Here is a 17,846-nt window from a genome sequence, read left to right as displayed (position 1 = left end):
CGGTTATAAAATGTGAGACCTACTTGGTTAACGGCGAGTCCTTCTCGCCAATTGGCCTTGCGGCATGAGACGTCAGCCCTGCGAATACAATGCCGACAAGCACGACGATTAAGGCCATTCGCAAGCCTATTGAATCGCCAATCATGCCAAGCAGCGGCGGTCCAACGAGGAAAGCCAAATAGCCGGCTGTTGCTACAGCTCCGACCCTTACAGCTACACCATGCGGATTGTCGCCAGCGGCGGACAAAGCGACAGGGAAGCCGAAGGCTGCGCCAAAGCCCCATAATACAACGCCGATAGAGGCGATGATGTAATTGTGACCCAGGATTACGATGAGCAGGCCAGCAATAGCGGATACAGCCGACGCTCGCAGCACAGCTACTCGGCCGAATTTATCGAGCAGCATGCCGCCAGTTGCCCGAACGATCGTCATTGCAGCTACAAATATGCCATAGACGAACGAACCTGTTGAAGCAGAAGTATCGTAGCCATCGACCATAATTAAAGGAAGCCAGTCATTGGCTGAGCCTTCGGCGAAGGCCATACCCAAAATAATAATGCCGAGCAGCAGAGTGCGCGGCTCTTTCCAGATCGCGAGGCGTTCTTTAGTCGTTAGAGTTGGCGCGCTTGCGTTTGTTTTGCTTTCTTGGCCCGTTCCTCTAGGCACGAATCGGGACAAATAGACGATGAGCACAACTAATAAAATGAGAACAATACCCAAGTGCATGATGACGGAAACATGAGACTTCGTTGCTAACCAGCCCACGACAGCGCCGATAAAGGTTCCTAAGCTGAAGGCAGCATGAAAGCCGGTCAGCAGCGATTTTTTCGTTGCGCGCTCCAGCATGGTGCCTTCAACATTCATTGCCACATCACAAATGCCGAAGCCAAATCCGAAGATTGCTAGACCCACGAACACAATAGGAGCATAGGTGAAAAAGGAGCTGCCAAGACCAACGATCGCGAGGCCTACTGCCGCGATGAGCAGCCCGTTCATCATCACGAAGCGTCCGCCTTTGCTGGCAATAAAATGCCCTGCACCAAGCAGGCCGAGGATTGAGCCAACAGACAGCCCGAAAATAATCCAGCCCATCTGGCCGGTCGAAGCGCCGAGTGTATCACGAATGGCTGGCGTACGGGAAATCCAGGATGCTGTGGCAAAGCCGCATAAAGTAAAAATCACATAGATGGCATTACGCCATAATCCAATCTGTCTTGCGTTTAATTGTTCGTACATAAGACGCTCTCCTTACTCGCTGAGATACTTTTTAAAGATGTTTAATAACTAGGCAAGCTAATCATAACGTATCTTATCCGCATTAAAAAGCTGTCTTTTTGCGAAAATCATATGGGATTATGGGTTTTGTCGGCCGCGAGATGAATGGGCCCATGCGAGAAGATGCCATGTTCCGCCTTGCTTAAGGTCGACCTTTGTGAAGCTGCTTATGATGGTATCAAAAAATAGCTATTCTAAGAAAGCAGGATTAGCCGATTTTCCTCGAAAATAAAAGGAGTGAAGCAGCCTCATTAGGGCCGCTTCACTCCTTTTATTATTTTCAGCTAATCCTGGATAATGGATAGTCTCGCTGCTTTTTCCCGATGTGGCATCGGACATTTAAGCAGCTCAGTTGCTAGTTAAATTTCATCTTTGGCAATGCCATTTAAGCTTGGGGCATAATCAGCAGCTTTATTGCTTGTCAGCGTCTGTGCTTCTTCTGTTAAATGATCGTTATTTTGTTGATTGTTTTTCTTATCTGCATGATTATTGGATCGGTCCAATTTGGGATCGGCGCTATTTTTGGGCATGATATTCACCTCCATCTATTCAAACATAGTATGAGAAGGTGGTTTGAATTTTATCCCAAGGCATTCTGATGAGACAGCTGCTTGGACAAGCCTGTATTCTAATTTTTCAATGAAATATCAAACGTAGAGCCTGCCTCGCCTGCAAATACGATGCTGCCGTTCTCCGGCAATATGACCTGATTATTATCGCTGATCACGGTATGGTTGATGCAAATACCTGCTTGATTATATACAGCAAAGGAGCCATTTGGAGGCAATTTAACCGTCATGACCTTTCCTTTTTCCTTCGCTGAAACGGAATACCATTTAGCTTCGCCGTCCGCTTGGATCGTTGCCCGGGATTGTTCACCCGAATAGAGTGGTTTTACAAGCTCCTCATTCACGTAGACGTTGCCTGCTGCCGTAAAATATTCGACTCCGTTCTTCTGAAAGAAATTAATTTCCATCGTGTCACGGCCATCCATGACAGGCAGTTGCAGCTGGTTAACGGCTTTGTTTGCTCCAATAATTTTATTATCCAACACATACCCTGGAACCTCTTTAATAGTCTGAAAAGGTATGATAGGCGTCGAATTGAGGTAAACCGTGGATGTATATTTCCCGCTCACCAAATAATATTTTTGGCCTTCACGCTGTGCCCACGCGTCAGCTACGTCTTTGGATAATGGATTTTCTTCGAGCTTTTCAGCGTTATACTCGGAGATTGCCGTTTGACCGAGCCCTGGCACTGATAGATATACGCGGGACCACAAATAGGTGCGTCCATTTTTCTCAACAACGAATTTCAGCTTCTCTGTACCTTTATCGTTTACAAACGAACCATCAGCCGTATACGTATAGGTTTGGGCAGGATTGTTCGGAGCCGTAAGCGAGGCTACAGACAATTCGCCCCCGGGATTCATTTCTACCTTCATAATCTTACCCGAACCGCCACCATAAATACCCGCATACTGGGATACTTCCTGCGGCATATCTGCCTTAATAGGCACGCCATAAGATTTCTCCGATTTCCGCTCTTTAATCATGCCCTTCTCCTGAAGGACGCTAAGCAGCAGTTCATTCGCGAATAATTGGTCTAATGCGCTTGAGCCACCTGAAGAAATAACGGCGGCAGACATATTGTATTCAGGCAGCACCACTAAGGATGAATGATACGAAATCGTGTCTCCACCTTTCGAGAGTGCCTTAATGCCGTACTCGTTGAAGGGGAACAAGCGGACACTATCCCAGCCTAACCCGTATGCGAGGTAGGAGGGATCGGCTTCCTCCGGCCACATGCCGCTTCTATACTCCTCTTGTGCCATAGCCTCTACCGATTTAGCAGAAAGAATGCCCTCGACCTGTCCCGTGAAAATTTGTGAAAAGGCAGCGAGATCTTCGGCTGTGGAGTAAATGCCTCCCGTTGCAATCATATTATAATTCTCCTGTGGAAGCTGTCCCTCATATATAGGGGAATAGATTCCGGCCAGCGCCGCTTGATCAATGAGATCCTGCGGTGTTTTCGTATGGCTCATGTCTAAAGGCTCTGTCATATATTTGTGAATAAATGCTGTAAAGCTTATGCCGCTAACTCTCTCTACTAGAATCTCAGCTAATGTAAAACCATCGTTGCAATAGACCGAAAAGGCTCCCGGATCTGCCTTTAAGCTTTGCGTCGCCAATTGCTCAAGGAAAGTATCATGTGCATAAGTATCATTATCCCCATATAAGGTTGCATTGCTGCCCGTAGTTCCGAGAAAGCCGGAGGAATGATTCAGCAGCATGCGCGGAGTAATCTGCGTGTAGCGGCTGTCCGCCATTTTAAAGTCAGGGATATAGTTCACAACAGGCAAATCCAAATCTACCTTGCCCTCGTCTACAAGCTTCATAACAGCCGCCGTGAGAAACATTTTGCTCGCAGAACCGATGCCGTATATCGTATTTGAGGAAAGTGGAATCGCATCCTCGCTATCATTTTTGCCTGCATGCCCGGAAATCGTAATTTCTCCAGCATCAATGAGTGCATATTGCACGCTTGTGATGCCGTAAGTTTCGGTCAGCAGCTTGGCCTTCTCAGCAGCTATTTTCTTAGTCGCCTCAAAAGCATGATGATTGCTATTCGCAGCAGCCGTTGCAGCCATTGGAGCCAGCATCGTCAGCGCGAGGGTGACAGCGACAATAGAAGTTCGTTTCACTCGCATCTTCTCCTATCCTAATGGGTATATTGAGCCGCCTTAAAGGGCCGCTAAGGAAAGCTTATATGACGGGGATGTCCTCCCCGTGACGTCAATATGAACGGAGTATGAATAAGTAGCGAAAAAAAATGCCATGGCGTCATATGCAAGAAAGCTTGCACATATTGCCATGGCATGGAGATTAAGAGGAGCGCTTGTCTGCTCGAATTATTTTACTTCTTCCATAAATGCCTTAAAGTTTTCAGCAATCTCTTTGGATTTGGTATGGTGCAAATAATGCCCGCCTTCAAAGGTCATCACTTTTCCATGCACTGAATCTTTGACTTGCTCTTCATGCAGGGGTACCCAGGTTGGAATGCCTTCATTGTGAGCTTGGATAAAGAAAATAATAGGCAGCTCTTTCGGGAAGGTTAAATGCTCTGCTGCTTTAAAGTTAGAAGAAATATTCTTCATTTCATTGAGCATAGTGGGACTATTGCTGTTCTTGAGAGAGAGCAAAGTTAGCTGTTCTTTTGTTTCCTCATCGTATGGCAGCCCTTCATAAGGGTCGCTGCCTGTTTTCACGATCAATCGAAGAAAACCGGATTGTTTAAGAAGGTTAAACGTTGTTATAGGGAGTTTAACATCCATGCCAGGCTGTGTCGGAACACTGCTATCAACGCCGGCAAATGCGCTCACTTCGTTCGTATATTTATTCGCATATTCGATTCCATAAATGCCTGCAATGGAGTGGCCCATAAGAATGTAGCGGTCGATGTTAAGGGCTTGCAGCGCTTCATGGAGCTCATTTACTATATTTTCTGTCGTACGCTCTTTATCCGTACCATCACTTAATCCATAACCAAAAGGTTCAACCGCGACTACTTTGTAGTAAGGCGAAAGCTCATCAATTAGCGGTTTGAAATCGAGCGCTGGTGCTGCTGTTCCATAACCCGGCAAGAGCACGATGGTTTCTTTACCGTCCCCTTGAATCAGCACATTCATCTTTTTCCCGTCTACGGGTACGAGCTGACCATAGGCTTGTATTTTTCCTAGCTCAGATTTGCTGCTGACCTTATTCACTATAAACACAATGGCGATAAAAACGACGATTGCTATAACAATTGCTGCTAATATTTTAAGTAAAACCCTAAGCCATTTTTTCATAATCGTATCTTCTCCTGTCGTTATCTTGTTAGTGGGCTGCCTTAATGGGCTGCTAAAGTAAGCTTATACGACGAAGATGTCCTAGCGATGACGACAATGTGAACGGAAGATGAACGAGTGAAATAAATGCTGCGGCAGTACAAAGAGTATTAAAATGAAATTAAATCGAATTCCATTTGCCTCCGCCATTGATTTGAGACATATATTCAAATGCCGTTGTTCCATACACGCTTTTGAAATGTTTATTTAAATGGGTTAAATCCACAAAACCGCAATCAGCTACGGCTGAATAAACATCGCTATTTTTTTCGATTAATTGCTTTGCGAATTCGATTTTGCAGTTAAGAAAGTATTGATAAGGCGAAATCCCCGTATGAGCCTTGAAAAATCGGATAAACTGAAACTTCGATAGTTGAAGCTCTTTACAGATCTCGTCAAGCTTAAGTACATGCTCCAAGTTGGCATGAATCATATCCTTTGCTTTTCTAATTAGAGCGTTATCTTTTTTGTCATCTATGGAAGAATGAGTTTGAATAAGGCCATCCGTGAGGGACAAAAATAATTCGCTGCACAAAGCCTCATCTTTTTCGCTTAATATGGCATGAGCCAGACTTAATATGCGCCGTTCAAGCCTCTGATTATACACAATAGGAGTTGAAAAACGGACGATATCCTTTTTCTCCATAACGTCTAAAAGCAATTGCGGTTCAATATACAGCATGACATACTCAAGCCCTGTCCTATCATGTGCCATACCGTCATGGGCCTGTTCGGGATTAAATAGCATAACACCATTTTGGTAGGATAATTGTAAACCGCCATCCATGTTATAATGCTGAATGCCACGCAAGGTTACGCCTATTGCATACTCCTGATGGGCGTGCTTTTTATATTTAAAATCAGTCATGCTTGCTGACAGCGCGGTAATACCGGCTGATTTTTTATAAATAAATTTGTCCATTACATCCACCTCAAAATAGGGTCAGCTACATCCAGATCATGATAGCAGCATAAACTAGAGATATGGCCATGATTACATTAACAGTCTTATGATGCTTCTGTAAAAACGCCCTGAAGATTTTGCCGAAAAGAACCCACGTCATTAATGCTGAAAAGCCAATGAATGTTATAGCTGCAATGCTTATCGTCACCTCATGGATTACGCTATAGTAGGGCATAATAAAGTTTGGAATGACGGTCATGGCAAATAGAACTACTTTTGGGTTTAGAAACTGCATAAGAAAGCCTGATGTAAAGGTAGCCGTATGGTTTACAGTTGGGTTTGATGTATCCATTTTGTAGACTTGATAAGCAAGATAGACCATATAACAGCTTCCGATTATTTGCATCACAGTTATGATTTTCGGTAATAGCGTTAAGAGCACCGTATTCAACATAGCCGAAATCATAAGTAATAACCCAAAGCCAATCGTTGCTCCATACGTGTATTTCATGGCCTTTTTTGCGCCCGAATTTTGCACGGTGGATAATATAACGATATTAGTAGGCCCCGGTGTAAAGGTAGCAATCATACAATAAATCACAAAAGATGCAGCATCCATGAGAATACCCCTTTCGAGCTATTCTCATATCCTACATCTTAAAGGGCTTGGCCTATAGTACATTATTGCAGATATAAAGCTTCGTCCGCCATGGATCTATGTGGAAGGGGCCGTTCATTGTGGTTTAAAAGAAGAAATGATACGAGCAATAGCCTCTGGGCTTTCCTCCCCATCCGATTCCAGCCATTGATTAATGACGCCCATTGAGCCGTGAACCATATACGTAAAAGCATAGTCCATGGCAGGCCAGTCTTTTTGGTTTGGATCATCTCCCTTTCTCTGCAAATAATCTTGATGAAACTCAAGCAGCACTTCGGATAAAAAGCTGCTTTCGCCTCTATCCAAAATCATGATTCGATAAATGGTTTTCTTCTCTTGGATGATGTTCAATAGCTTGATTAAGGAACCACCTTCCCCGCATGGACTTTGATCCTTGTGCAGCGTTTCCCCTATTTCTTGATTCATTTCCTTCTGCATCACTTCAAATAACTCGTAAGGATCTTTGTAGTGCAAATAGAAGGTGCCGCGGTTAATGTCGGCTTGCTTGCATATTTCGGTGACCGTTATTTGAGGCAATTTCTTCGTCTCCAATAGAGCAAGGAAACACTTTTTAATAAGCTCTGTCGTATATTGGGCTCTTCTATTGTTTTTTACTCCGACCATATGATCCGTCCCTTTCTGTATCAATTCAAACAAATGCTAGTGGATCTGTTGAATAGATAACATTAACTCGCACATTGATTATTGAGATCATGGATATTTTGAGATTATACTATCACCATGATATTAAATGAACAAGTGTTTATTTTATGAGAGTGATCCAAACGGTCATTCCGTTATTTGGAGAGTGAATAAAAATGACAACTAATACGAATAAACCCGACATCCTAATTGTAGGAGCGGGGGCAGTAGGATTTTCTGTCGGCTACCATCTTAGTTTGTCCGGCGCCAACATTACCTTTCTAGTGCGAGAAGGACGGAAAGCCGCATTCCAAGCTCCTCAACAGCTTTATTGCTATGACGACGCTGCACTGAAAAATTTTACCGGATTTGGCGTTATTGAGAATGTCGCTGAGCTGGCAGATAAATCATTTCAGTTTATCTTCATTACACTGGACGGAAATGCCAGCCGAACGAAAGAAGGCATGGCCGTATTGAGCGAGCTTGGCGACGTGGTACGCGCATCTAAAGCGACTGTCATTATGAACGGTTTCGGGTTTGGACTTCGCGAGCACTATATTAAAGTCATGCAAATTTCGGAGGATCGCTTGCTAAGAGGGATTCTCGGCATGCTAAGCCACCAAGGAAGCGCGGGCCTCCCCGTACATGCACCAACAGATCCGGCGAAGATAGCAAAGGCTCTTGTCTGTTACAAGCATCCGGCAAACAAGGTCGGATTCCAAGTCGAGACCAACCATAAAGAGGCAGCGAAGTCATTCATCGAGCTTTACAATCGCAGTAAGGTATCGCGCTGTGGCCAAGTAAGCCCAGCTATGTTTAACATTTACGCAAGCATTGGCTTTCCTGTATATGCAGCGTGTGATATTGCGGGGTGGTCTGATTTTTCGACGGTTTCGGCGAACAAGGAGCTTTGGCGGCTTGCCATCCGTGCACAAGGGGAAATAGCGGCACTCCCGCAGCATGGCTTGTTGGGCAAAATAATGGCCTTGGTTATGGGGGCGCGCTTAACGGCAAATGTGCATATTAAAATGGAGCGGGACATGCTGCCGCTAGATTATCAGGCATTCAACCGCTTCCATCATGGCGGCAAGGTTCGTGCTCAGGACGTTGAATCGATGAAGAGCTCCCTTGCCGAAGGGCAGCGTCGCGGTCATAAGATGCCGGCGCTGCAGGAATTACTGAAAAGACTGGCAGAGCACGAAGCGGCAAGTTAAGCCGTGGAGAAAGAAACAGAAGCTGAGGATATATTGGAGTTGTCGATCTTGGAGGATGGAGCCTTTATACGCTTTGATGACGGGATCAGGTTCTCGATTTAGATATAAACATAACAAAGGAGCTTGCCGCGGCGGCTCCTTTTGTCTTTTTCGCTGATAGAACCCGAATTCGTTAAGCTGATCCTAATCATAAGAATTTACTCCACTTCGATCTCTTTTACGGTTTCGCCTTCAACTAATACGGGTTGGTAGTAGGTGCTCACGGGCAAGTCTTTTTTTCCTTGTATATTTTTAATGACCCAGTCCGCTGCGTCTCTTCCCATCTGTTCTTGGGGGTGCGTCAGAGTCGTTAGCTTGATATTTGCATTTTTGGCCATATACGAATTGTCCTGGCCAATGATGGATAGTTCATCTGGAATGGATATCTCCAGTTTTCTACAGGCATGTACGACTTCCAGACCTACCTCGTCGTTGTAACAAACAAGCGCAGTCAGAACGTCCCTATTGTCGCTTAGGAACTCCTCCAAGCCCGTGGAGAGGTCCGGCTTCGTCGCCGTATCGAAGGAAAGCACCTGCTCGGGGTGAAACCGTAATTTGGCTTCCCCAAGCGCCTTGATATACCCCTTCATGCGATATTTCCCTTGTAGATCATCCATTTTCGCAATAATGCCAATTTGGGAATGTCCTTTAGCAATCAGCTCCCGGGTTGCAAGATAGCTGGACTGCACGTCATCCAAACAGAAGAAAGGGACCTCCAACTCTTCATAGTAGGCGTTAATCATGGTGAACGGAACCTCTTGCTCCTTGAAGGACAGGTAGTAAGCGATATTGGGGTTGTATAAATTGCTTTTGGTTGGCTCAATAATAAGACCGTCCACGCCATAGGACAGCATCATTTCGAGCGCCTTTTTTTCCTGCATAATATCATTATTTGTACTGGCTAACAGCAACGAATAGTTATCTTCATTTAATCGGCCTTCTATGCCACGGATAATAGAGGGGAAGATGTAATCCGAGATATAGGTCGTGATGACGCCAATCGTTTTTTTTGCGGTATTCCCGCCCGATCTGGAGCGGTATTGGCTGCTGACATATGTCCCAGAACCCTTCTCGCTTCTTAGGAACCCTTCGTTGGACAGCTCTAAAATGGCCTTCCGCACGGTCTGGCGGCTAACGTTATAGCTGCTCTGCAAAGCAGACTCTGTAGAAATTTGTTCTCCTGCTTTATACGTACCCGACAGGATATTGCTTTTTATATCATCAATGATGATCTGATATTTTGGCTTCACACAATCCACTTCTTTCATCGTTGTTCAGAAAGTTGTACGTACACATTCTAACATGATTTGCAGGGAATGAACATGCAGTATCATTTTTCGCGAAATAAAAGGTGTAATTCCATGCTTGTACGGAGATTTTTCACATGGGAAAACGTCTAATAAGGGGGCGCCAACTCTAGGGATTAAGAGGTGATGGCACCGTTGTTAGTATAACTATTAGTTAGTGTTGACAAATGTACGTACAAAAAATATACTAAGGCTGTCAGCAATGGAAAGCGCCTTCTTTTGATTCAATGATTACGCTTCTCTCATGGAGTGAATCGTTTAATCTGAAGCAGCTATTATACAAATTAATATAGACCCGTTATTTGAGAGGTCACACTCACTGAACAGAGAGGGGACTTGCGTGATCATGAGTCATGTAGAGTTGAAAGAAGCGATAGCTAAGGGAGAAACCTCGCTAGGTATCGAATTTGGATCTACGCGGATCAAAGCGGTATTGATCGATCATCGTTTTGATACCATCGCGTCAGGAAGCTATGAATGGGAAAATCAATTAAAAGACGGATATTGGACATACAGCCAAGAGGATATCATTACAGGCCTCCAAACGGCCTATCGCGAAATGAAGCAAGAAGTGGAACGCAAATACGAAGTCACCCTCAAGACCGTCGGTTCGATCGGTTTTTCCGCAATGATGCATGGTTATATGGCGTTCGACAGCTCGGGTGAGCTGCTTGTGCCGTTTCGGACTTGGCGCAATGCAACAACCGGCCAGGCAGCAAGGGAGCTGACGGACAAATTCCAATTCAATATTCCTGAGCGCTGGAGCATCGCCCATTTGTATCAAGCGATATTAAACAAAGAGGAACATGTGCCTCGCATTGATTTTGTGACAACTTTGGCCGGTTACATTCACTGGCTGCTAACTGGCAATAAAGCGATTGGCATTGGGGATGCTTCCGGTATTTTCCCCATTGACGAATCGACCCATGCTTACCATCCCTTGATGGTCAAGCAATTCGATGAACTGATCGCAGCTGGCGGCTATCCGTGGAAACTGGAGGAGCTTCTTCCTAAAGTCCACCGCTCAGGCGAGCAAGCCGGTGAATTAACCGAGGCGGGAGCCCGCATTTTGGACCCCTCGCAGGACCTGCAGCCAGGCATTGCGCTTTGTCCTCCAGAAGGTGATGCCGGGACAGGCATGGTTGCCACCAATAGCGTGAGAAAACGTACGGGGAATATCTCCGTGGGAACCTCCGTTTTTGCGATGATTGTACTCGAGAAGGAATTGTCCAAGGTGTATCCGGAAATCGATATGGTTACGACGCCAGACGGAAGCCCGGTCGGCATGGTGCATGCCAACAACTGCTCTAGCGATATCAACGCATGGATGGGATTGTTCCGTGAGTTCTCTGTGGCCATGGGCTACGAAGCGGATAACGAAAAATTGTTCAGCGTGATGTTTAATAAGGCTTTGGAGGCCGACCCGGATGGTGGCGGTTTGCTCAGCTACGGTTATTACTCAGGCGAAAATATTACCGGAATCGAAAAAGGCCGTCCGCTATTCGTTCGCTCGCCGGAGAGCAACTTCACTTTGGCAAATTTCATGCGTACCCATTTGTTCACTGCTTTCGGAGCACTTAGGCTGGGCATGGATATTTTGACCGAAAACGAGCGTGTTGCTATTGATAGCATTTTGGCTCATGGCGGTCTATTTAAAACCCCTGTCGTCGGACAAAAAATGGTAGCAGCGGCACTTAACGTTCCGATTTCGGTCATGTCTACAGCCGGCGAAGGCGGAGCATGGGGAATGGCTTTGCTAGCTTCTTATTTGATTAATAAGGATCAGCAGGAGAGCCTGGACGAATTCCTCGAGCAGAAGGTCTTTAAAGATGTTGAAGGGCAGGAAATTGCTCCGGACCCATCTGATGTGTTGGGTTTTGAAGTGTTTATGGAGCGCTACAACAGTGGGCTGGCCATTGAGCAGGCTGCTGTAGATCATCTGCTGGAGAACGGGAGGGACTAACGATGTTAGAACAGCTGAAAGAAGAGGTATATGAGGCGAATCTGGAATTGCCGAAGCATGGACTCGTAAAATTTACATGGGGTAATGTGAGCGCAATGGATCGGGAAAGCGGCCTGTTCGTCATTAAACCAAGCGGAGTCAGTTATGACAAGATGAAAGCGAGCGATATGGTCGTTGTCGATCTTGACGGCAATGTAGTTGAGGGAAATCTAAGACCTTCCTCCGATACCGCAACTCATGCTGTCTTGTATAAGCATTACCCAGAGATCGGAGGCATCGTGCACACTCACTCCACTTGGGCAACGATCTGGGCACAAGCAGGACTTGATGTGCCGGTAATGGGAACGACGCATGCGGACACCTTTTATGGAGCTGTTCCTTGTGCACGTTTCCTGAACCAAGGGGAGATTGACCGGGGTTATGAGGCTGAAACGGGACGTGTCATCATTGAAACGTTTGAGCAGCGTGGGCTGGATGTCATGGCCATTCCGGCCGTCCTGCTCCATGGTCATGCACCGTTTACTTGGGGCAAGGATGCGAAATCGGCAGTTGTGAACAGCGTTGTGCTGGAGGAAGTTTGCAAAATGAATTTGTATGCGCGGCAATTGAATCATTTTGCCAAAGAGCTGCCGCAAGGCATTTTGGACAAACACTATTTGCGCAAGCATGGGAAAGACGCCTACTACGGGCAGAAGTAATTATTTTATCCACTATTAAATTTAGAAAAGAGGATGATTGTAATGACAGTAACATTAGCTAAACAGTTTTGGTTTGTCGTAGGTTCTCAAAACCTGTATGGGGCAGAAGCATTGGCCGAAGTAAAAGCAGACGCACAGAGAATGACGGATGCGTTGAATGCAAGCGGTGTGCTGCCTTACCCGCTCGTATTGCAGGACCTGGCTATCAGCGCAGATAAAATCACAAGCATGATGAAAGAAGTTAATTATCGCGATGAAGTGGCGGGCGTCATTACGTGGATGCATACGTTCTCGCCTGCAAAAATGTGGATTCGCGGAACGAAATTGCTGCAAAAGCCGCTGCTTCACCTGGCAACGCAATACAACGAAAGCATTCCTTGGTCCACAATCGATATGGACTTCATGAACCTCAATCAGGCTGCTCATGGTGACCGCGAATACGGCTTTATCAATGCCCGTCTGAAGAAGCAAAATAAAATCGTCGTAGGCTACTGGGAACGTCCTGAGGTGCATCAGCAAATTGCCGACTGGATGGATGTAGCCGTTGCCTATAACGAAAGCTTTAACATCAAGGTGGCTCGTTTTGGCGACAATATGCGCAACGTAGCCGTAACGGATGGAGATAAAGTCGAAGCCCAAATTCAGTTCGGCTGGACAGTAGATTATTACGGTATCGGCGACCTCGTACAATACGTGAATGCCGTTACGGAGCAAGAAATCGACGATCTGATGGGACTGTATGCGGAGCTATATACATTTGATTATGGCACGAGCAGCAAAGAGTCTTGGGAAGCTAGCGTAAGAGTGCAAGCGAGCTATGAAATCGCCATGAAACGCTTCTTTGAAGAGAAGGGCTACAATGCCTTCACTACGAACTTCGAGGATTTGCATGGCATGAAGCAGCTTCCGGGTCTGGCCGTCCAACGTCTGATGGCACAAGGCTACGGCTTTGCCGGCGAGGGCGACTGGAAGACGGCCGCGCTTGATCGCTTGCTGAAAGTGATGAGCCACAACCAAAATACAGGCTTTATGGAGGATTACACGTACGAGATGGCAGCTGGGCAAGAAGCTATCCTGCAATCTCATATGCTTGAGGTAGACCCGACTTTGGCCAGCAACAAACCAACCATCATCGTTTCCCCATTGGGTATTGGCGATCGCGAAGATCCAGCGCGTCTCATATTCGATGGCAAAGCTGGTGAAGGTGTCGTTGTTTCCATGGCTGATTTCGGCACACATTACAAACTGTTGATTAATGAGGTTTCCGCATTCGAGCCAACGGTTCCAGCTCCTAAGCTCCCTGTAGCTCGTGTGCTGTGGAAGGTGAAGCCGAACTTCCAGGATGGCGTCAAAGCTTGGATTGAGAATGGCGGCGGCCATCATACTGTCGTTTCCTTGAACCTGACGACAGACCAAATCGTGACTTATGCTAAATTGGTGAACCTGGAGTACGTTATTATCAAGTAACATCGTTATTCATTCAAGCAAATAAGCGTTTTCCTTAAGGCCGGGGGTGACCCTCCGGCCTTTTTCTTTTGCTCTAGGGTGTGTAGGCAAACGTGAGCCCCGCTGCTGCTCCTTGTTTAGTGATTATTCGAGGCAAATCTCCTCGGACCATTCAAGGCTTAAGGAATCGCAGCATGTAATTGTTGCTGAGTGCACAGTTGCAGTGAGCACTGTGGCTTAGACTACAGTTGTAAAGAATACTGTGGCTGAGAACACATAGATTTGGAATCGAATTCCTTTTTTGTTAGACTGAGTTTCCGTTATTCTGGCTTTTGATTCCCTTTCGAGCCTTAAGGGGACAGGAGATTCGCTATTGCCTTCAAAATCCTCTCAAAATGACGATGTGCAGCGCATTAGCGGCCCCTGAGTCCGCAGCCTCTGTCGTAGCCCATGATTCAATTAAAATAGCGGCTTCTGTGTCCACCAAGTCTGTCTTTATGTCTTTGTGCAGGGAGCAAGCCTCAGAAACGAAGAGCATGAAGCAGACTTTTGGTACGTAGGTTCACATTTTTCATATTTATAGGTTGTACCATTCCCGGCAGTAGAGGGAAGACGTTTGAACACTGGTTTTTATCGAAATCCAGCTCGCTTGCGTTTGCATACAGGCTCTAGTTCATTATATTTACTGCTTTGGCAATTGGAGTTGGGGGATAGGTATCCAGCTGTTCATTTTCGGTAATATGACAGCTGTGATTTTGGTGCAATATGGATTAAACTAACTGGAAGTTTTGTTTAAGCAGGAGTATGAAACAACAGGTGAACTTTTGTCGTCTTATAAGAATAGACTCAGATTTAGTTACTATTATTCAACTACAGGGCGAACTTTGTAACAAGAAGAGCTGGATGGAGGAGCATAGTGATGGAAATAAAGCAATCATTTTCGAATCGAGTGAAAGATTATGTTAAATATCGTCCAACCTATCCTAGTGACGCAATAGATTATTTATATAATATTGTCAAACTTGATGAGAATTCGACCGTGGCTGATATTGGGGCAGGGACAGGAAAGTTATCTGAATTACTAGTTGAAAGAGGTACTCATGTTATCGCAGTAGAACCAAATCAGGAAATGCGAAAAGCTTGTATACAAATACTTGGACATGAATCCAACTTTCGTGCTGTGGAAGGTTCAGCGGAATCCACATGTTTGCATGACAATTCCGTGGACTTTATCGTTTGTGCACAAGCGTTCCACTGGTTCGATCGTACGGTTACAAAAAAGGAATTTACACGAATTCTAAAAGACCATGGTAAGGTTATTTTAGTTTGGAATACACGTCAAACAAAAGGAACCCCTTTTTTAGAAGGGATAGAACATTTATTGCTTAACTATGGGATTGATTACTCTGAAGTGAATCACAAAAACATTTCGGAAGATGAATTGCAATTATTTTTTAAAGAAAATACGATGAAGAAATCCGTTTTTAAAATGCAACAATTATTTGATTTTGAGGGTCTAAGTGGAAGAATAATGTCTTCCTCCTATACTCCTATGCCTGAACATCCTAACTACGGACGTATGAAGGAAGAATTAAAAAAGCTATTTAATCGATATGAGAAAAACGGGAAAGTCACTTTTATATATGAGACAGAGTTATATTGGGGAGAGATTTAATATTCACTTAGGGAGCTATCATGCTTATTGTAAGGAACAAAAATATTCTAGGAGTGTGGCATGAATGATGCAGCCATACAAGGTTCTATCTGAACTTCTAGCACGAATAGAAAAAGATGTTTCTGGTACTAGGGAGACAGACTATTTGGCTGATCTCCCGATCTCCGTTGTTCATTTGCGTCGGCTCTTCAAGTTCGCTTTCGGCGTGCCGCTACAAAGCTATATCCGCTCTCGAAAGCTGGCCATCAGCTTGGAGAATTTGATGCTAACCGAGAAACGGGTTCTCGACATTGCAATTGAATGCGGTTATGAACATGAGCAAACCTTCATACGCGCGTTTAAACGAGAGTATGGGCTTACGCCCGGCGAATGCAGGCATTCCGGCAAGAACATCCACGTAACACCTCCTCTTCATCTGTTTCCAAAAAACAATGTTGGCGGAAATTTGGTGTACGGGCCGGAAATGGTCATGATTCCAGCCTTCCATTTAATCGGGCAAAAGTATCGAATCGAAATCGCCGAAGCCCCGACAAAGGCACCCGAAGCTGCCAAGCAGTTTTGGTGGAGCAAGCGGCATAAAGTGCCTAATCCTGTTGAATCCGATATTTATTACGGTCTAACGAGAACACCTGACCCATCGCTTAGTTGGACATATTACATACCGTCTATGCGCGTAAAGAATCTGAGTGAAATTCCGGACGGCTTTACAGGCGACACCGTACCTGCATCCTTGTGCGTCGGCTTTCGATATATCGGGAACCATCATTATGAGGAGATTGATGAACTACGCGCAGAGGCGCTATATAAAGCCATCGATAGGCTTGCACAGGAGCACAACGGGAAATATGAGCTTCTGGAAAGCGAATTTTTCTTAGAGAAAATTGACACGGGTGCCTATGATGGGCAATTTTGTCAAATGGAATGGTTTACACCCATCAGAGTGAGAAACACTTAAAATGATCAAAAAAGTCCATTGAGCTTGTAACTATTATGGTAGATTTTATTGTATAGCAACAAAAAATAGAGGTTTGTGCGAAAGGAGATAAAATGAATTATAACGAAACTGTTTCAATCGGAAATACCTATTTGATTCCAGCAGTAACGGAGTTGTTCGGATTAGAAGGCTATGAAATTAGGCTGATTCCGGCACATGACGGAGGGCGGAATGTCGTATATAACTGTGAGAAAGGAGGGAGCCCTTCAAAAATACTCAGAATCGCTTTCTTACCCGACAGGAGCCGGGAAGATTTCCTAGGGGAAACGGAATATATTCGGTATTTATTTGAGCATGGAGGCAGTGTCTCGAATGTAATCAGCTCCCGGAAGGGGAATCTGCTGGAGGAGATCAGCCACAATAACCATACCTTTTTTGTTTGCCTGTTTGAAAAGGCTAAGGGGAAAATGCTTGTAGAAAATAATTATCGGTACCGAGAAGGGGCTCCAATTACCGAATATTATTATAATTGCGGTAAGGTCTTGGGGAAACTGCACCAAATATCGAAAGGGTATGTGCCCACCCATCAACGGTATAGTTTTTTTGACAAATACAAGGTTGAATATATTGAAAAACGGATACCCGGCTCCCTATCGCTGCTAAAGGAAAGACTAGTTGAGCTCCTTATGACATTAAAAGAATTGGATAGGAACCAGGATACTTTCGGTATGATCCATTTTGATTACAACGATGGGAATTATTCAATAGATTTTGATAATGGTCAAATAACCGTATATGATTTCGATAATTCTTGCTATTGTTGGTATATGTATGACCTGGCAGATCTCTGGTCAAACGGATTGGGCTGGATAAAATTTGAACCAGACGCCGATAAACGTAAAAAGTTTATGAATGATTATTTTGAAACAGTCCTCGCTGGATACAGAACCGAGACCAAGATCGAAAATTCGATGCTGGATAAGTTGCCCTTATTTATTAAAGTAACGCTCATGGAAAATATTGTTGATGCATTCGAGGTGATGCGAAACAACGGTGAGGAGCCGAAATGTGATGAGGAGCTGTCGTATCTCATAAAATGTTTGGAAGATGATATTCCGCATAAGGGATTTTTCCATGAGATTTACTCATGTGAAAAACCCTTTGAATATGAGGAACGAAATATTTAGTTAGCGCTTTAGCG

15 protein-coding genes are annotated in these 17,846 nt (G+C 45.0%); 7 read left to right on the top strand and 8 right to left on the bottom strand.

The features are described from left to right. Nucleotides 1-19: 19 nt before the first annotated feature. The 7 genes from AC50YG_RS22205 to AC50YG_RS22175 form a co-directional block, all read right to left on the bottom strand. On the bottom strand, nucleotides 20-1,237 hold the full coding sequence (locus tag AC50YG_RS22205) for an MFS transporter (protein ID WP_494829686.1): 1,218 nt from the start codon (nucleotides 1,235-1,237) through the stop codon (nucleotides 20-22). Nucleotides 1,238-1,635: 398 nt separating this feature from the next. Beyond that, the gene (locus AC50YG_RS22200; protein WP_473756977.1) at nucleotides 1,636-1,806 is read right to left on the bottom strand and encodes a hypothetical protein; all 171 of its coding nucleotides are present in this window, start codon (nucleotides 1,804-1,806) and stop codon (nucleotides 1,636-1,638) included. 98 nt (nucleotides 1,807-1,904) lie between these two features. Continuing rightward, nucleotides 1,905-3,986, bottom strand: a complete 2,082-nt coding sequence (locus tag AC50YG_RS22195; RefSeq protein WP_494829684.1) for a serine hydrolase domain-containing protein — start codon at nucleotides 3,984-3,986, stop codon at nucleotides 1,905-1,907. 201 nt (nucleotides 3,987-4,187) lie between these two features. After that, nucleotides 4,188-5,126: an alpha/beta fold hydrolase gene (locus AC50YG_RS22190; protein WP_494829682.1), complete on the bottom strand. Its 939-nt coding sequence runs from the start codon at nucleotides 5,124-5,126 to the stop codon at nucleotides 4,188-4,190. 160 nt (nucleotides 5,127-5,286) lie between these two features. Continuing rightward, nucleotides 5,287-6,087: an AraC family ligand binding domain-containing protein gene (locus AC50YG_RS22185; RefSeq protein WP_494829680.1), complete on the bottom strand. Its 801-nt coding sequence runs from the start codon at nucleotides 6,085-6,087 to the stop codon at nucleotides 5,287-5,289. Between the two features lie 25 nt (nucleotides 6,088-6,112). Next, nucleotides 6,113-6,688, bottom strand: a complete 576-nt coding sequence (locus tag AC50YG_RS22180) for a LysE family translocator (RefSeq protein WP_494829678.1) — start codon at nucleotides 6,686-6,688, stop codon at nucleotides 6,113-6,115. 114 nt (nucleotides 6,689-6,802) lie between these two features. Then, nucleotides 6,803-7,264, bottom strand: coding sequence for a TetR/AcrR family transcriptional regulator (locus AC50YG_RS22175; RefSeq protein WP_494829676.1), 462 nt, complete (start codon nucleotides 7,262-7,264; stop codon nucleotides 6,803-6,805). 281 nt (nucleotides 7,265-7,545) lie between these two features. On the opposite strand from AC50YG_RS22175, the gene AC50YG_RS22170 reads away from it, so the two are divergent. Continuing rightward, nucleotides 7,546-8,583, top strand: a complete 1,038-nt coding sequence (locus AC50YG_RS22170) for a ketopantoate reductase family protein (RefSeq protein ID WP_494829674.1) — start codon at nucleotides 7,546-7,548, stop codon at nucleotides 8,581-8,583. A gap of 197 nt (nucleotides 8,584-8,780) precedes the next feature. On the opposite strand, the gene AC50YG_RS22165 is transcribed toward AC50YG_RS22170, so the two are convergent. Further along, nucleotides 8,781-9,872, bottom strand: coding sequence for a GntR family transcriptional regulator (locus AC50YG_RS22165; RefSeq protein WP_494829672.1), 1,092 nt, complete (start codon nucleotides 9,870-9,872; stop codon nucleotides 8,781-8,783). Between the two features lie 403 nt (nucleotides 9,873-10,275). Between AC50YG_RS22165 and AC50YG_RS22160 the strand changes: the two genes are divergently transcribed. From AC50YG_RS22160 to AC50YG_RS22135, 6 genes are all read left to right on the top strand, one after another. Further along, a complete protein-coding gene (locus tag AC50YG_RS22160; RefSeq protein ID WP_494829670.1) occupies nucleotides 10,276-11,892 on the top strand; it encodes a xylulokinase in 1,617 nt (538 codons plus the stop codon). Nucleotides 11,893-11,894: 2 nt separating this feature from the next. Beyond that, nucleotides 11,895-12,590: an L-ribulose-5-phosphate 4-epimerase gene (locus AC50YG_RS22155; protein ID WP_341280585.1), complete on the top strand. Its 696-nt coding sequence runs from the start codon at nucleotides 11,895-11,897 to the stop codon at nucleotides 12,588-12,590. A gap of 42 nt (nucleotides 12,591-12,632) precedes the next feature. Next, the gene (gene araA, locus AC50YG_RS22150; RefSeq protein ID WP_473756965.1) at nucleotides 12,633-14,057 is read left to right on the top strand and encodes an L-arabinose isomerase; all 1,425 of its coding nucleotides are present in this window, start codon (nucleotides 12,633-12,635) and stop codon (nucleotides 14,055-14,057) included. A gap of 898 nt (nucleotides 14,058-14,955) precedes the next feature. Further along, nucleotides 14,956-15,711, top strand: coding sequence for a class I SAM-dependent methyltransferase (locus AC50YG_RS22145; protein ID WP_494829667.1), 756 nt, complete (start codon nucleotides 14,956-14,958; stop codon nucleotides 15,709-15,711). Between the two features lie 64 nt (nucleotides 15,712-15,775). Then, nucleotides 15,776-16,666 (top strand): helix-turn-helix domain-containing protein, encoded by an 891-nt coding sequence (locus AC50YG_RS22140; protein WP_494829665.1) that lies wholly within the window; start codon nucleotides 15,776-15,778, stop codon nucleotides 16,664-16,666. Nucleotides 16,667-16,758: 92 nt separating this feature from the next. After that, nucleotides 16,759-17,832: a phosphotransferase enzyme family protein gene (locus tag AC50YG_RS22135; RefSeq protein ID WP_494829663.1), complete on the top strand. Its 1,074-nt coding sequence runs from the start codon at nucleotides 16,759-16,761 to the stop codon at nucleotides 17,830-17,832. The last annotated feature ends 14 nt before the right edge of the window (nucleotides 17,833-17,846 follow it).

The sequence above is a fragment of the Paenibacillus sp. J31R34 genome, assembly GCF_059383715.1.
Note: the sequence above shows the minus strand (reverse complement) of the source record. Positions and strands in the feature narration are given on the sequence as shown.